This is a genomic window from Rossellomorea sp. KS-H15a (assembly GCF_024195245.1).
Lineage (GTDB): Bacteria > Bacillota > Bacilli > Bacillales > Bacillaceae_B > Rossellomorea > Rossellomorea vietnamensis.
This window is the reverse complement of record NZ_CP096886.1, coordinates 1267375-1282034: the sequence shown is the minus strand read 5'-3', so window position 1 is coordinate 1282034 and position 14660 is coordinate 1267375. Positions and strand designations below refer to the sequence as shown.

Genomic DNA, 14660 nt, shown 5'->3' with positions numbered 1-14660 from the left:
AATGACATTAGTGTCGTTTTATTAATTTTAGTATATCGACACGAGTGTCATTTTGCAACTGACTTTTTAATTTTTTTTCAAAAATACGCAAATAAGAAGCTCTTGGTTCCCATGAGCTTCTTTCTACCTCTTCTTGTTCATATGTTTTTTCCCTTCCTACATATTCGACCTTACTCCAACAACACTGCATAATAATACCCTGCATCCTGAAGAGCAGCCCGCATATCCATATAATTCATCAGTGCAAAAAATAGCCCAAGACCACCCATACAGGCAATGAGGATCGAAGCTAACCTAGGAACATGTTTTGTTTTTTTATAAACAATCATTGTCGTGATGCAGACAATGACAACATATACAGCCGATATGATCATGGTGAATCGGTGACCTGACGCTTCATTTACCGCTTTACGAAAACTCTCCAGTGACTCTTCGTTTTCACTATTTTCCTGGAACGTCTTCTTACGTTTCTCATGCCCGATTTCCCAAGTTAGCGTACGACCTTCCATGCTCATTTGATAATGGAAACCGCCCACACTTCCTTCTTGTATCACCTCGGATGTTTCGGCATTGATCTGTAGTGGAAAAAGTAAGAGCAAGAATAGTAATATCATTGCTTTTTTGAACATAAAATCCCCCTCTTCTAAAACAGAATCTTTTCCCTTGACAAAAAAACGCATTTATATAATAATGAATATCGAATTAGAATTATTACAATCTGTTAATGATTCTCAATCACAACCACTACTAGGAGGAATTTACACTATGTCATTAATCGGTTCACAAGTCGTACCATTTAAAGCAGAAGCATTCAAAGATGGTGAGTTTATCACTGTTACAGACGAAAGCCTGAAAGGTCAATGGAGCATTTTCTGCTTCTACCCTGCGGACTTCACATTTGTATGCCCGACAGAGCTTGAAGACCTTCAGAATAACTATGAAACTCTTAAAGAGCTTGGCGTAGAAGTGTACTCAGTTTCTACGGACACTCATTTTACACATAAAGGCTGGCACGACAGCTCTGAAAAAATCGGTAAAATCAAATACGCAATGATCGGTGACCCGTCACAACGCATCACTCGCGGCTTCGATGTACTTAATGAAGAAGATGGTCTTGCTGACCGCGGAACATTCATCATCGATCCGGATGGCGTGATCCAAGCAGTTGAAATCAACGCTGGCGGAATCGGCCGTGACGCAGATATTCTAGTAAGCAAAATCAAAGCTGCACAATATGTGCGCAACAACCCAGGAGAAGTTTGCCCGGCTAAATGGCAGGAAGGTTCTGAAACACTTAAGCCAAGCCTTGACTTAGTTGGTAAATTATAAGGAGTGCTACGCATGCTCGAAGCAGATATTAAAGCACAATTAGAACAGTACCTGCAGATGATGGAAGGCGACATTGTCCTGAAAGTCAGTGCAGGGGAAGATGACACGTCGAAGGAGATGCTTGCTCTTGTAGAGGAGCTCTCTTCCATGTCATCCCGCATCTCAGTGGAAAAAGCAGAACTGACAAGAACACCAAGCTTCAGCGTGAATCGTCCTGGTGAGGAGACCGGTATTACTTTTGCCGGGATCCCTCTTGGACATGAATTTACGTCATTGGTCCTTGCCCTTCTTCAAGTAAGCGGCAGAGCGCCAAAAGTGGATCAAAGCGTCATTGACCAGATCAAGAGCGTCAAGAGCGAACACCACTTTGAGACGTATGTAAGTCTTAGCTGCCACAACTGTCCTGATGTCGTACAGGCACTGAACATCATGAGTGTCCTGAACCCGAACATCACGCACACGATGATCGATGGAGCTGCATTTAAGGAAGAAGTGGAACGCAAGAACGTTATGGCTGTTCCAGCAGTATACTTAAATGCTGAATTCTTCAACGGCGGACGTACAACGTTAGAAGAAATTCTTTCAAAAATCGTGGAAGGTCCCGGTGCGGATGAGCTGTCTGACAAAGATCCATATGACGTCCTTGTCGTAGGTGGCGGACCTGCGGGATCCAGTGCGGCGATTTATGCGGCACGTAAAGGAATCCGTACGGGAATCGTCGCTGAACGCTTCGGCGGTCAGGTCCTTGACACGATGAGCATCGAGAACTTCATCAGCGTGAAGCAGACGGAAGGTCCGAAACTTGTGGCGAGCCTTGAAGAGCACGTGAAGGACTATGGCATCGATGTCATGAACCTTCAGCGCGCAAAACGCCTTGAGAAGAAAGACCTTGTGGAGCTAGAGCTTGAAAACGGAGCAGTCCTGAAGAGTAAGAGTCTGATCATCTCGACCGGTGCTCGCTGGCGCAACATCAATGTCCCAGGTGAAGAGAAGTTCAAGAACAAAGGAGTGGCATACTGCCCTCACTGTGACGGACCACTCTTTGAAGGGAAAGATGTCGCTGTCATCGGCGGAGGAAACTCCGGTATCGAAGCAGCCATCGACCTTGCAGGAATCGTCAAGCATGTAACGGTCCTTGAGTTCAACTCTGAACTGAAAGCCGACGACGTGCTGCAAAAACGTCTTTACAGCCTGCCGAACGTAACGGTGATCACAAACGCTCAAACGCAGGAGATCACGGGTACAGATAAGGTGAACGGTATTACTTACAAGGACCGTGAAACTCTTGATGAGAAGCACATCGAACTGCAAGGTGTATTCGTCCAAATCGGTCTTGTGCCAAACACAGACTGGCTTGGCGACCTTGTAGACCGTACGAAATTCGGTGAAATCATCGTAGACAAACACGGTGCCACCAACGTCCCTGGCGTATTCGCTGCAGGAGACTGTACAGACAGTGCATACAACCAGATCATCATCTCCATGGGATCAGGAGCAACCGCCGCACTTGGCGCGTTTGACTATATGATCCGGAACTAAAGAGAGATTGAGAGGTTCGTTCCTTTTTGAGGGACGGACCTCTTTTTGTCTTGAGGGGGTGATTCTTTTGGACGGGTTTGGAGGTCCGTCCCTCTCCTAGGACACTCCCCCGAAGTCCATAATGATGCCGGCTTTGTCGTCGCTTTTTTTGAATCTTGGATAGGTGATGCATTCGGGGTCTGATTCTTCTAGGTCGATCAGGTCGGCAGCATATTTCTCGATTCCTTTTTCGAGGATGCTGCACGCTGTGAATTCCCAATACGGTTCCCCCTCTGGGATTGATTCCGCCGGGAGGAACAATCCATCGGTCAAGAGGATCAGGTGGCTCAGCCCGACCTTGTTGATTTTCCCGTATTCAAAATACTTGACCGCTTCCGGTTCCCCATTCAGGACACCATATCCCCCTTCCGCATTGCTCAGCTGCCGGTTCGCAATCAGTTGCTCCTTCACATGGGGCATAATTTCATCCTTCTTTCTGAATCCTCTCCTGATGCATTCCCTCCACATTTCAATCGCCGTCTCTTCCAGATGCTCTACCTGCAGCCTCGTCAAGGGACGGACCTCCCCACTTTCATAGACGGCGAGGATCATGCAATCCCCGGTCTGGATGAACTCAATCCCGCTATCCCCAACGCGGACTGTTGCAAGGGCCGTACCCCACAGCTGTTCCTTCCGATTCCCGTCAATTTGATATTCTGTCATTTTCATATGTAAACGTTCATTGGTTCTGGTCAGTGCTTCATAGAGTGACTGATCCCCCGACTCTATGGATTCAAGCGCATCCTTCACCGTCTGGGAGGCGATGTAGCCTCCTGTCAGATGTTCTTTTGAGGTGAAAGGGACCAGGGACGATACCCCGTCCGCGACACCGAATAGGGACTGTCCCTCATTGAAGATCAACGCATCTTCGTTTAAAGATCCGTCCCCCTTGATGGTGATGTGGTGCAGTTTCATGTGAACACTTCCTTACTAGAAATATACTTTTATGTGAAAAGGGCTCCCAGGAGTCACTTATCAGCGAAATTTTCAATATATCAGCGAAAAATTGATTTTATCAGCGAAATTCCGAATATATCAGCGATTCTAGGAATATATCAGCGATTCCTATATCCGAATCACTTCGGGACCACATCCCGAAACAAAAAGCGGTCCCGGCCCGTCACCATGTCCGGCGTCACTCTCTCCTCCCCGAGCTCGTACCGGATCGGAAACTCAAAGTTCGTACCGTCAAACACAAATGTATGGAACTCTCCATTTTCTCCGCACACATCACAGTTCTCAGGATAGTCTCTTAGAAAATCCGCGTCGTATACTCTTCCGGCAAACGACCGATCCAACTGTTCCATATCGATACAGGTGAGCACCGTTTTGAATCCGCGCTCGATAAATTCACGGCCAAGTTCCTCTACGTCCCGACCCCACAACGGAAAAATCGGCGTAATGCCTGTCCCTTCAAGCATCTTCTCCCTATATGCCCGGACATCCGCAAGATGAATATCCCCGAAGACCATATGCGTAACCTCGTCGTCCAGCATCCCGGAAACGACTTTCCCCATCCGATCCTGATACACTTCATTCGGACAGTCCTGAGGGATCCACACCTCTCTCAGCGGAATTCCAAGAGACTTCGACTGCCTCTTCAACATCTCATACCGGACCCCATGGATGGACACCCGGTCAAACCCTTCCGTCAGCGTCACGAGGAGCGAGTCCACTTCGTATTCAGGATTTTGCTGTATGTTATATAATGCCAGAGTGGAATCCTTTCCACCGCTGTATGCTATGACTGTTTTCATGTTGGCCCCCTGTTTTCCAATGAGTTTTTTCACTATTCATTATTCCAAACCTGGACGGGGAACTCAAATTTCTTGGCATGAAAAAAAGAGGCTGTGAAGCCCCTTTTAGTTGATGATTTTATTATTAATATAAATCTCCCCTACTCCTCCCTATACTTATCCTTCACCACACCAGAACCGAATCCCCCTCCAAGCATAAGAATCAGTGGACCGAAATTCCACAAAAATGAACCGCCATATAAAGTCGCATCCATCGGGGTGAAATGATTCACCCCCAGGACGATCAATTTGATGACAAGTAATATGAAACCTATTAAAAACAACACATCGAACATAAATTTAACCCTCGGATAAGCGAGTTGTTTACTGTCTTGAATGACCTTCTCCTTCAACTCTTCATCACTCCTCAATAGTTCATCAATTGTCACTCCGAACAAGTCGCTCAATCGGATAATGATTTCGATACTCGGATAATTCTGACCGTTCTCCCATTTCGAAACCGATTGTCTGCTGACAAACAATTGCTCTGCCAATTCACCCTGGGACCACCCTTTATTGGTTCTCTCCCTCTTTAACTTCTCACCGAAAACCATTCCATCAGTCACCTTTCGCTGTTGATAGTTTCATTGTTGCCCATCATCTTTCAAACGTAAAGAACGGGATCGTTGCACACACCCGCAACCCCACGTTGACATGGGGAAATCCCAGTTATATCAATGATTTCGATATCATTTTTCACAGGGAAAAAGTGGCCCAGATCATCTCCGGAAATCAAATTCTTCACCAGGAACATTCAGCGTTACTCCATTGATCACGACCGTATCCTTATCAGTCCACGAAATCTCGGCCGTCTCTTCCCGATAGTTCCAATAAATATTTTTCGTCTTGTTCTCTTTTTCGTTATCAACCAATTCTCCTCTAACCCCATAGGAAGTCGTTGCTCCCCCATTCGTGACATATGCCCGCAGCGTGTATTTCCCATCAGGAGATGCTTCTTCTGTCAGAAACTCACCTTCCGGCAGCCTGTTCATATCATAAAATGCCCAATAGACTGCATAAATCCCAAATCCGATCACACAAACAGCAAAGAGACCCAAAACAGTAAAGACTACTTTCTTTTCAGTTTCAACACCGCGATTTGAACCCATCTTATGTACTCCTTATAAACGATTATTCTTTCATTTATCCATTTCTCTCAGCAAAAATGCCGACTTCAGTAAAAAAACATTGAGGGACGGACCTCAAATCTCCCCATTCCCCAACTCTCAGAGACCGATTTTGAGGTCCGTCCCTCAAGAACCTCTCACAACCCCCGTCTCAATATAACTCCTCACCAGCTTCCAACCTTCTTCTCGTTTCTTAAAGGTGTCGAAGAACATGTTTCCGGTTTCCATCGGTTTTCCGTCCAGTACGATGGTGGCGTAGAGAATGACCATCCTTTCATCCTCTTTCATTGGAATGATCGACACTTCGCGGATGTCCCATTCTGCCTGTTGTCCTTTTACGTAGGAAAATCCCTGCTTCCAGCCTTCTACCGACTCCTCATATCCGAATGCCTCGATGTCTCCATCCCTGACTTCCCTCGCTTGATAGCCAACGGAAATGAATGTTTCCAATTCTATGAGCGATGAATTCTCCCATGCTCGTAAAAATGCGTCAAGAGCTGCTCTAAATGATTGATTGTCCATTGTAACCTCCTAAACTTTGTCTCTACCAATTATTTCAAATTGCAGTCATAATCTCAATCCCCATAAAAAAGAAGCCCGACTCATTGGTCACGCTCCCCATACTCTTCATAATATTTTTCTATTTCCCTTCCCTGTGCTGAGTATCGTTCATTTCCTTTTAGATGGAAGTCTTCCCCGCATGAAGAATTCGTCACTTGAAATTCATCGTACGTCATCTCACCCCCGTCGGATTGAGTCACCCTGCCGCCTCCGCTAAGATAAATGCACTCATCCTCTATCAGAACCCGGTTCCCTTCTTCATCCACATAGAAATATTGATTTTCACTCACATGATGTACTTGATCTTTTGTCGAAGTCCGATAGACTCCGTATCGTTCAATATCCGTCCTCATAAGGGTAGGCACACTTTCAATCCCGACTGGAACCATGGAAAACCCATCCTCTTTTTCAAGTGCCGGCTGATCCACAACACCATAGAAAACAACGATTGTCCCCTCATGTCCTTCTGGGATGAGGTACTGAGACTTGATCCCTTCTTCCTTTTCCTTACCAGGTATCCAATTTACAACCACAATCATGGCAAATAAAACAAAAACAACGCTTCCTAATTTCAGGTAAAACCTCTTGTTATCCGAATCTACATTAGACCTATGCTTCTTTTTCAACCGTTCATCAATGAAAAAAAAGATAACGGCACAAATGACCGCAAACCAGGCAAACCCGTCGATCACAAAGTATGTAAGACCGCCAAATAAAGCATGGATAAATCCTGCGGTCATCAATCGCCCTTTCCACATCTTTTTCGTCAGCCAATCAGACAGCAGGGACACAGGAATTCCATACCCAACGTTTCCGGCCAAAGCATAGATCAGAACAATCGGAAAAATCCAGAGCCCTCCGTCCATTATGCTTATGACCATCATGAACATTGAAAGGATCAGGCTCGTATAAAGTGCCGCTTTGATTTTAATCATGGGGTAAACCTCCACAAAGATATTGTGAACTATTTCTCAATAAAACGTTACCACTTAATTTGATTTCTCTCATTCGCCAACTACAGTAGCTTTTTATTCCATTTCACCATCAACAACAGTACGCATCCATGCACGATTGAAACCATTACAAGCGTAAGGTAGGGGGACATTCCATCCCATGCATCCATGATATACGGTTTGTCAGAGACTGTGATGATTTGAAAGCCAATCACGACCATAAAGATGACCTGATAAAGGGCAATAGGATACATTTCGCCTTTAAAAAAAACTCCTTTAAGGCGCCAGACCCTGATGAAAAGACCGTTTACAATTAAGGATAAGAAACCGGCCATTAGGAAGGTTTCCCACGAAATTATATTACTCAAGATGTTAGTAAAATTGAATATACAAAGGCACATAAGCAGTGCACCCACCAAAGAATAAAGAACCTTCTTCAATTCGACTCACCTACTTCACACTATTTATATAGTGTAATTTTACACCGAAAGAAGAATTATTCCAATATTTTCTTAAAATGAAGCTTCAATATGTTCTTAGCTGTTTAATCTACTTCTAAAAGGGAAACACACTACTACAACCAACTAAAGGAGGAATTCATTATCGCACACGATCCAAAACAAGCAGCGGCAAATATGAATGAAGACAAAAAGGAAGACATTCTGCAGCATTTCGACTCGTTCAAGGACTATTTGGGAGATCAGGTTCATAAAGGAGAAAAACTCGGACTGAGTGAAGAGGCTCTTTCAAAAGGGGCTAAGCGCGTCGCCGATTATTTAGCGGAGCATGAGGAACCACGTAATCGTGAGCAGAAGGTACTGAATGAGATGTGGCATGTGGCCAATAAGGAAGAGCGTGAGCATATGGCTCATGTGTTAGTGAAACTTGCGGATCAAACCAACTAATCAACACAGTTTCGAGCCCCCAATAGAATGATCTTTGGGGGCTTTTCCTATGATTCATTTTGTTCTTGTAAGGTCATGCCGATTTGCGCCAGGGCCTCTTTAACGGTAGCCACCGTTGAAATCGCGGATAAATCGATCCCCACCTCGATCGCTTCAACGGCTAATTCGGGTCTTATTCCTGATATGATGGAATGCACACCGAGCAGGGATAATACGTTCGTAATCTTGAAAAGATAATCGATGACCATGCGATCAAGCGTATAAACACCGGAAAAATCAATGATTAAGCGATTGACGTTTTGGTCCCTTACTTTGCCCGGAATTAAATCGAGGAGCGTCATCGCTTTCACTTGATTTATCTTCCCTCTTAGCGGAAGAACCGCCACATCATCGATCAACGGTACGATGGTCGCTGACAATTCATTGATTTCTTCATTCATGTCATGTTGATTCTTTTCTGTTTCTTTCCGACTCGTGATATCCCAGACGTATGTTTGGATCGCCTTCGTATCCCCGAATTTCACAGGGTGGCAATACAATTCCACCTCCACTCTCGTCCCGTCCATCCGGAAGACGGTCTCTTCAATGACATCCGCCGGCTTTCCATACGCAGATTGAATTCGCCGACTGATGGCAACCTTTGAGCTTTCCTGGAAAATATCGAGGGGGCTCGCACCGATCATGCTCTCTTTGTTGCTCCTGAAGAACTCTTCCGCTGCATGATTTATGTACAGGACCTTATAGTCCGTATGAATGATGAGTGGATCCCGTGAATATTCCATGACTTCTTTATAATCTACTTCTGCAATTGAAACATTCACTTTATCACTCCTTTTCCTTCTACGATACAGATTGTTTTACTAGATAGCAAGGATGATGGTATTCCCTTCCAATCCCCCGATTAAAAAAAGCCAACACTAAAGTTAGCTTCCCTACCCATTATGGACACGATTCAATCATCCGATTGGATCGCCTTTTCTGAAAATGTACTCCACCACTCCTCTGATCAAATAGGAAAGAACAAAATAAATCACAAATGACCACCACATCTTCCAGTGATAGGTCTTGTAAATTTGTAACCATTCAAATACCGTTTCTCCAATAAACGATGCTCCTCCCGAAAGAATGAGGGTGGCATAAAAGAACGGCTTCCCTTTAGGAAAATATCTATATACCAGCATGAAAGTGACCGGGATCAAGGCATAGTCGAATAAGTATGCTTTCGGCAGAATCGGAATCAGTTGTCCAGGGTATCCCCACATTCCGAGATCAAACCCAAATCCGTCTAAATTGGCGGCAACGATGATCCATACAAGTCCCAGGAATAGCAGTTTCGGCTTATTCGTTTCGTTTCTCGTCAAACGAATAAATACCACCCAGGTCAGGATGAAAAGAGTGAGGATGAACCACCAGCGAGGACTTAGAAAACAATACTCCAGCCAATAATTGATATTCTCCCGGGTCACTTCCAGAGACTTTTCTCTTATTTGATCATATCGTTCTTGCATACACTATCCCCTTTTTAAAAAAAGCCCTCATAGATGATCTAAGAGGGCTCTGAATGCAGGTTATATTTTGACCATAGTATTTGCCAACCAAGAGATATTATTCTCCTACATGGTACAATTCCCCTAATCTCCACTATTTTCTAAATTTTTCGTTTAATTGATGGAAATTAGAGGTAGGGTATGTAGGGAAAGGCTTACCGTCCTATGTTCAGGGACGGACCTTAAATATTAATGAAAGGGGGATTCCATGAAGCGTCTTTGTTTCGGTATTTTACCTGCCGTATTGTTCCTCACAGGCTGCAGCTCTTTTAAAGTCCTCGATCCGAAAGGAACCGTGGCCGAACTTCAATTGAACTTATTCCAAATTTCCATTGCCATCATGCTGCTGGTCTTTTTTGTCGTGTTTTCCATGTTCGTATACTTCACATGGAAGTATCGGGAAACGCCTGAGCGCCGACATGTCACGCCTTCCTACGTCAAAGGGAACAAGAAGCTTGAAGTGACGTGGACCGTCATTCCTATTCTCTTATTGGTGATCCTCGCCGTCCCTACCGTTAAGGGAACGTTTTCCCTCGCCGAATCAGCTGAAAACAGTGATAACCCTCTGAAGATCGAGGTCACGGGACACCAATATTGGTGGGAGGTCCACTACCCCGATCAGGGCATTACCCTGACCAATGAAGCATACATACCAGTGGATAGGCCTGTCGTATTCCAGTTAAATTCCGGCGATGTCATTCACTCCTTCTGGATGCCAAGGCTTGGCGGAAAAAAAGATCTCATACCAGGAAAGACGAATACGCTGACGTTGAATGCCTCTAAGGAAGGCGTCTACAAAGGGCAATGTGCCGAGTTATGCGGGGCTTCCCATTCCTATATGAGATTCCAGGTCCAAGCAGTCGGAGAAAGGGAGTTCGCTCAATGGATCGACCAGGAACAGAAGAAAAAAGCACCAGATGCGGTGTCCACGGCATCTGAAAAAGGAGAGAAACTGTTTATCTCCAAGTGCTTGACCTGTCATGCCGTATCACCTTCAGAAAGAAGCAAAGGACCGAATCTTTCCGGAATGGCCGGTAAAGAGCGGATCGGGAATGTCCTACCTAACACAGACGAAAATAGGAAGAAATGGATCAGGGACCCGTCATCATTCAAACCGGACGTCAACATGCCTCCATTTCCTGACCTCACAGAAGAAGACCTAAACGCACTAAGCACGTATCTTTCCCAATTAGAATAGGAGGTGGAGAATATGGATATCAAGTACACCCTTTTCGGACGGGAATTCGTATTCCCCTCTGATATCGTTGCAGCAGACATCTCGATCATCCTCATGGCCGCGGCTGCCCTGTTCTTGTTGACCCGTTATAAAAAGTGGAAGTTGGCCTGGGAATGGGCAACCTCCACTCACCATTATAAAGTCGGCATCTTATATCTTGCGGCAGGAGGAGCCTTCTTCCTTCGCGGTGGTCTCGATGCTTTGATCATAAGGCTACAGCTCGCACTTCCTGAGAATCAATTCTGGGTCTTCCAGGGAGAAAAGTATAACCAAATGATGACCACACACGGAACGACGATGATCTTCTTCGTCGCCATGCCGTTATTGATCGGGCTGATGAATGTCGCCGTCCCCCTTCAAATCGGAGCCAGGGACTTGGCGTTCCCCCACCTCAACTTGTTGAGCTTTTGGCTGTTCCTTGTCGGTGGGGCTTTGGTGAATATCAGCTTCGTTCTCGGTGGATCGCCTTCTGCAGGCTGGACGGGCTTTGCCCCCTTAAGCCTCGATGTGTATACCCCGGGACCCGGACTTGATTATTACGCCATTGGGATCCAAATCGCCGGAGCCGGGACGATCATGTCCGCCATTAACTTTTTGGTGACGATCATTCGCAAACGGGCCCCAGGGCTCACTTTTATGAGAATGCCACTATTTACGTGGTCTTCCTTTGTGACATCGATCCTGATTTTATTTGCCTTTCCCGCTTTGACCGTCGCCCTGTTACTACTGACGATGGACCGGGTGTATGGGACGGCTTTTCTCACGGGGACTGAAGGAAACCCCATCATTTGGCAGCACTTATTCTGGATCTTCGGTCACCCAGAAGTATATATTTTAATTTTGCCGGCGTTCGGCATCTTTTCCGATGTCATCACCACCTTTTCAAAACGCAATCTGTTTGCCTATCCGGCCATGGTGTTCGCCCTCGTCCTGATTGGGTTCCTCGGATTCATGGTGTGGATCCATCACATGTTCACCGTGGGGCTCGGGCCGATCTCCAACGCCATCTTTGCCCTGTCCACCATGTCGATTGCGGTGCCGACGGGTATTAAAGTATTCAACTGGCTCTTCACACTGCGGGGAGGGGTCATACGATTTAAGACCGCCATGTTATTTTCACTTGCGTTCATCCCTACCTTCCTCATCGGCGGTGCGACGGGTGTCATGCTTTCATCGGCCCCTGCCGATTATCAGTACCACGACAGTTACTTTGTCGTCGGACACTTTCACTATGTGATCGTCGGTGGGACGGTCCTCGGAATCTTTGCAGGAGTGTATTACTGGTGGCCGAAAATGTTCGGCTTCCTACTCAATGAGGCTTTGGGAAAATGGCATTTCTGGCTGTTCACCATCGGCTTTCATGTCACCTTCTTCCCGATGCATCTCATGGGATTGAACGGGATGCCCCGCCGCGTGTTTACGTATTTAAAAAGCGACGGATTAGGAACATTGAATCTCATCAGCACAATCGGAGCCTTCCTTATGGCACTCGCTGTGATGATCTTTCTTTGGAATATTTTCTGGAGTTACCGGAATGAAAAGCGGGACCTCACCGGTGACCCGTGGGAGGGACGGACCCTTGAATGGTCGATTCCATCACCACCGCCCCTGGGCAATTTCATCAAGCGTCCACTCGTCACCACCATTGATCAGCTCTGGTATGAAAAGCAGGAAGGGGATGGAACCATTCGAACGGTAGCGGAAGAAGACGTCATTTTCGTATCGAACCATTCCGCACAGCCGATGATGCTCGCAGGAGCCCTCTTTGTCTCTTCCTTTGGCTTCATATTTGGTTTCCCACCCCTGCAATGGTTCGGTTTTGTCAGTGTAATCGGTATGCTGACGCTCCGATCCTTCACTGCCGGTCGCACATGGACGCCTTATACGCCCGATGAACTGCGGGCAGAAAGGAGAAAAGGGCAATGAGTCAACACGCATTCGAAATCGAACAAGAGCAGGACAAGAAGCTTGCCATGTGGTTCTTTATCGCGGCGGAGGTCGTCATCTTCGCCTCCCTGTTCGGGGTGTATTTAACCCTTAAATCTCATTTATCCGACGGTCCATCCAGTGAAGAAATGCTGGAATTGAAGAGTGTCGTGATTTCGACGGTCCTTCTCCTCTCAAGCAGCTTCACGATTTTTGCCTGTGTCAGGTGGAGTGAAAAGGGAGAAACCAGGAAGACTTCCCTTCTATTACTCTTGACTCTTCTACTTGGCGGCATCTTTTTAGTAATGGAATCAAGGGAGTTCATCCACTACTACGAAAAAGGATTTGAACTGGACACAAGTCCATTTCTATCCTCCTTCTACCTATTGGTCGGGACCCATGGAATGCATGTCCTGGCAGGGGTTATCTGGATGGGGATCCTGCTCATACACTTTGGGGTGAAAGGGGTTTGCCGGGAAACCTCAACGAGACTTTCAGTGTTTTCCCTTTACTGGCACTTCGTCGATCTCGTATGGGTCTTGATCTTCACCCTCGTCTATCTGTTTGGAAAGGTGGGATAAGAGTGAAAAAAGCTGCGTTCATCTTCCTTTATATCATCGTGATCGGTTCAGCCATCGGGGGGTACGCACTCGTTGAATACGGCAAGGAACAATTTGATCGTTCAACGCTTCTCCTCCTACTCCTAACCCTTGCCTTTTTATCTATCAGCCTGCAGATGACGATATTGATGAAAACGAAAGCACCCCTGACAAAGTGGAAGTGGCTCTCTTTATCGAGCGGCCTGCTTGTCGGCGGGCTGACTTTTCTATATTTATTTCTTTTAAAATAAAAAAGTGAGGGGGCAGGTGTGCTCCCTTTTTTCATTTCATCCACATTCATTCCAGCTAGTTTAACATGTATGTAAAACATGACTTTTCTCCCTTCCCCCCCACTTTATATCATGTTAAAATAATCCAAAATCAGACAAATATTCTTCCCTTTATTGAAAGGAGATGTAGATAATGTCAGAAAATAATGAGCTGTACACTATTTTACGGACACTTGAAACCTATTCCCAATGTGACATCACCCATTCATTTTCTGAACATGATACTGACCTCTTGAAGGTTTCTTATTCCCATGAATCCAAAGTCTTTGTCGTCACACAACATGACTCCGTAGAAACCTACCTGGATCTATCGTCCGCTTTAGCCAAGTTAGAATCATTACTAGACGATTTAAAATGCTCCGCTCGGTAAACAATAGAACTCAAAAAAAGACCCGTCGTCACTATTGATCGACAGGTCTTCTTTCATTTCCGGAACTTATCCGGTGCTAGTTTTTGCTGTTTGAATTGTTTGAGCGGCTGGAGTTGCTTGAATTACTTGAGTTGCTTGAGTTACTGGACTGACTTCCGCCCTTCGCTCCGATTTCCTGATAAAACTTCTTATCGTGATTCTCCGACGTGGCTTCTCCGCCTTTTTCACCAATCTCCTGGTAGAATTCCTTGTCATGATTCTTCGCTGTTTGTTCCCCGCCTTTACGGCCGGCTTCTTCGTAGCTCATTTTGCTGTTGTTGTTACCATTATTGTTATTGTTATTGTTATTGTTTGACATAATAAAATCCTCCTTAAAGTTAGTAAACATTCATATTTCACAAAATCATCAAGGACTCAGATTCTAGTTATTGTTGCTGTTTGA

Annotated in this window: 18 protein-coding genes and 1 pseudogene; 8 read left to right on the top strand and 11 right to left on the bottom strand. The window is 45.6% G+C overall.

All coding sequences use genetic code 11. The annotated features are described in order from the left end of the window. Positions 1-170 precede the first annotated feature (170 nt). Positions 171-629, bottom strand: a complete 459-nt coding sequence (locus M1J35_RS06515) for a geobacillin-26 family protein (RefSeq protein WP_254653095.1) — start codon at positions 627-629, stop codon at positions 171-173. 136 nt (positions 630-765) lie between these two features. Here M1J35_RS06515 and ahpC point away from each other — a divergent pair, with 136 nt between their 5' ends. Together ahpC and ahpF are read left to right on the top strand one after the other, a co-directional pair. Next, complete coding sequence (gene ahpC, locus M1J35_RS06510; protein ID WP_034761584.1) at positions 766-1329, top strand: alkyl hydroperoxide reductase subunit C; 564 nt, start codon at positions 766-768, stop codon at positions 1327-1329. Between the two features lie 12 nt (positions 1330-1341). Then, complete coding sequence (ahpF, locus tag M1J35_RS06505; protein WP_254653094.1) at positions 1342-2868, top strand: alkyl hydroperoxide reductase subunit F; 1527 nt, start codon at positions 1342-1344, stop codon at positions 2866-2868. 96 nt (positions 2869-2964) lie between these two features. On the opposite strand, the gene M1J35_RS06500 is transcribed toward ahpF, so the two are convergent. The 7 genes from M1J35_RS06500 to M1J35_RS06470 all read right to left on the bottom strand — a co-directional run bounded on the left by M1J35_RS06500 (position 2965) and on the right by M1J35_RS06470 (position 7679). Further along, a complete protein-coding gene (locus M1J35_RS06500; protein ID WP_254653093.1) occupies positions 2965-3822 on the bottom strand; it encodes a protein phosphatase 2C domain-containing protein in 858 nt (285 codons plus the stop codon). A gap of 161 nt (positions 3823-3983) precedes the next feature. Then, positions 3984-4664, bottom strand: coding sequence for a Dph6-related ATP pyrophosphatase (locus M1J35_RS06495; RefSeq protein ID WP_254653092.1), 681 nt, complete (start codon positions 4662-4664; stop codon positions 3984-3986). Positions 4665-4804: 140 nt separating this feature from the next. Beyond that, a complete protein-coding gene (locus M1J35_RS06490) occupies positions 4805-5257 on the bottom strand; it encodes a helix-turn-helix domain-containing protein (protein WP_254653091.1) in 453 nt (150 codons plus the stop codon). 165 nt (positions 5258-5422) lie between these two features. Then, a complete protein-coding gene (locus M1J35_RS06485) occupies positions 5423-5812 on the bottom strand; it encodes a DUF5412 domain-containing protein (protein ID WP_224521261.1) in 390 nt (129 codons plus the stop codon). A gap of 144 nt (positions 5813-5956) precedes the next feature. Next, entirely contained in the window at positions 5957-6352 is a 396-nt protein-coding gene (locus M1J35_RS06480; protein ID WP_254653090.1) for a nuclear transport factor 2 family protein, read from the bottom strand. Positions 6353-6432: 80 nt separating this feature from the next. After that, positions 6433-7326: a DUF6843 domain-containing protein gene (locus M1J35_RS06475; protein WP_254653089.1), complete on the bottom strand. Its 894-nt coding sequence runs from the start codon at positions 7324-7326 to the stop codon at positions 6433-6435. 80 nt (positions 7327-7406) lie between these two features. After that, a complete protein-coding gene (locus M1J35_RS06470) occupies positions 7407-7679 on the bottom strand; it encodes a hypothetical protein (RefSeq protein ID WP_254653088.1) in 273 nt (90 codons plus the stop codon). A 300-nt stretch (positions 7680-7979) separates the two neighbouring features. Here M1J35_RS06470 and M1J35_RS06465 point away from each other — a divergent pair, with 300 nt between their 5' ends. Next, on the top strand, positions 7980-8249 hold the full coding sequence (locus M1J35_RS06465) for a DUF3243 domain-containing protein (RefSeq protein ID WP_254653087.1): 270 nt from the start codon (positions 7980-7982) through the stop codon (positions 8247-8249). Positions 8250-8296: 47 nt separating this feature from the next. Here M1J35_RS06465 and M1J35_RS06460 read toward each other — a convergent pair whose 3' ends face one another. Continuing rightward, positions 8297-9070: a PAS domain S-box protein gene (locus M1J35_RS06460; protein ID WP_254653086.1), complete on the bottom strand. Its 774-nt coding sequence runs from the start codon at positions 9068-9070 to the stop codon at positions 8297-8299. A gap of 135 nt (positions 9071-9205) precedes the next feature. Beyond that, positions 9206-9757, bottom strand: a complete 552-nt coding sequence (locus M1J35_RS06455; RefSeq protein ID WP_254653085.1) for a CBO0543 family protein — start codon at positions 9755-9757, stop codon at positions 9206-9208. A 247-nt stretch (positions 9758-10004) separates the two neighbouring features. Here M1J35_RS06455 and coxB point away from each other — a divergent pair, with 247 nt between their 5' ends. The 5 genes from coxB (at position 10005) to M1J35_RS06430 (ending at position 14218) form a co-directional block, all read left to right on the top strand. Continuing rightward, positions 10005-10994, top strand: a complete 990-nt coding sequence (coxB, locus tag M1J35_RS06450; protein ID WP_254653084.1) for a cytochrome c oxidase subunit II — start codon at positions 10005-10007, stop codon at positions 10992-10994. Positions 10995-11087: 93 nt separating this feature from the next. Further along, positions 11088-12959 (top strand): cytochrome c oxidase subunit I, encoded by a 1872-nt coding sequence (locus M1J35_RS06445; RefSeq protein WP_254653694.1) that lies wholly within the window; start codon positions 11088-11090, stop codon positions 12957-12959. Then, positions 12956-13540: a cytochrome c oxidase subunit 3 gene (locus tag M1J35_RS06440; protein WP_254653083.1), complete on the top strand. Its 585-nt coding sequence runs from the start codon at positions 12956-12958 to the stop codon at positions 13538-13540. The genes M1J35_RS06445 and M1J35_RS06440 overlap by 4 nt, the downstream gene beginning before the upstream one ends. 2 nt (positions 13541-13542) lie before the next feature. After that, a complete protein-coding gene (locus tag M1J35_RS06435) occupies positions 13543-13809 on the top strand; it encodes a hypothetical protein (protein ID WP_254653082.1) in 267 nt (88 codons plus the stop codon). Between the two features lie 172 nt (positions 13810-13981). Further along, positions 13982-14218 carry a hypothetical protein gene (locus M1J35_RS06430; protein ID WP_224521271.1) on the top strand — a complete coding sequence of 79 codons (237 nt, stop codon included), beginning with the start codon at positions 13982-13984 and terminating at the stop codon, positions 14216-14218. Between the two features lie 136 nt (positions 14219-14354). On the opposite strand, the pseudogene M1J35_RS06425 reads toward M1J35_RS06430, so the two are convergent. Continuing rightward, positions 14355-14576, bottom strand: a pseudogene (locus M1J35_RS06425) (KGG domain-containing protein); the annotation flags it as partial. Between the last annotated feature and the right edge of the window lie 84 nt (positions 14577-14660).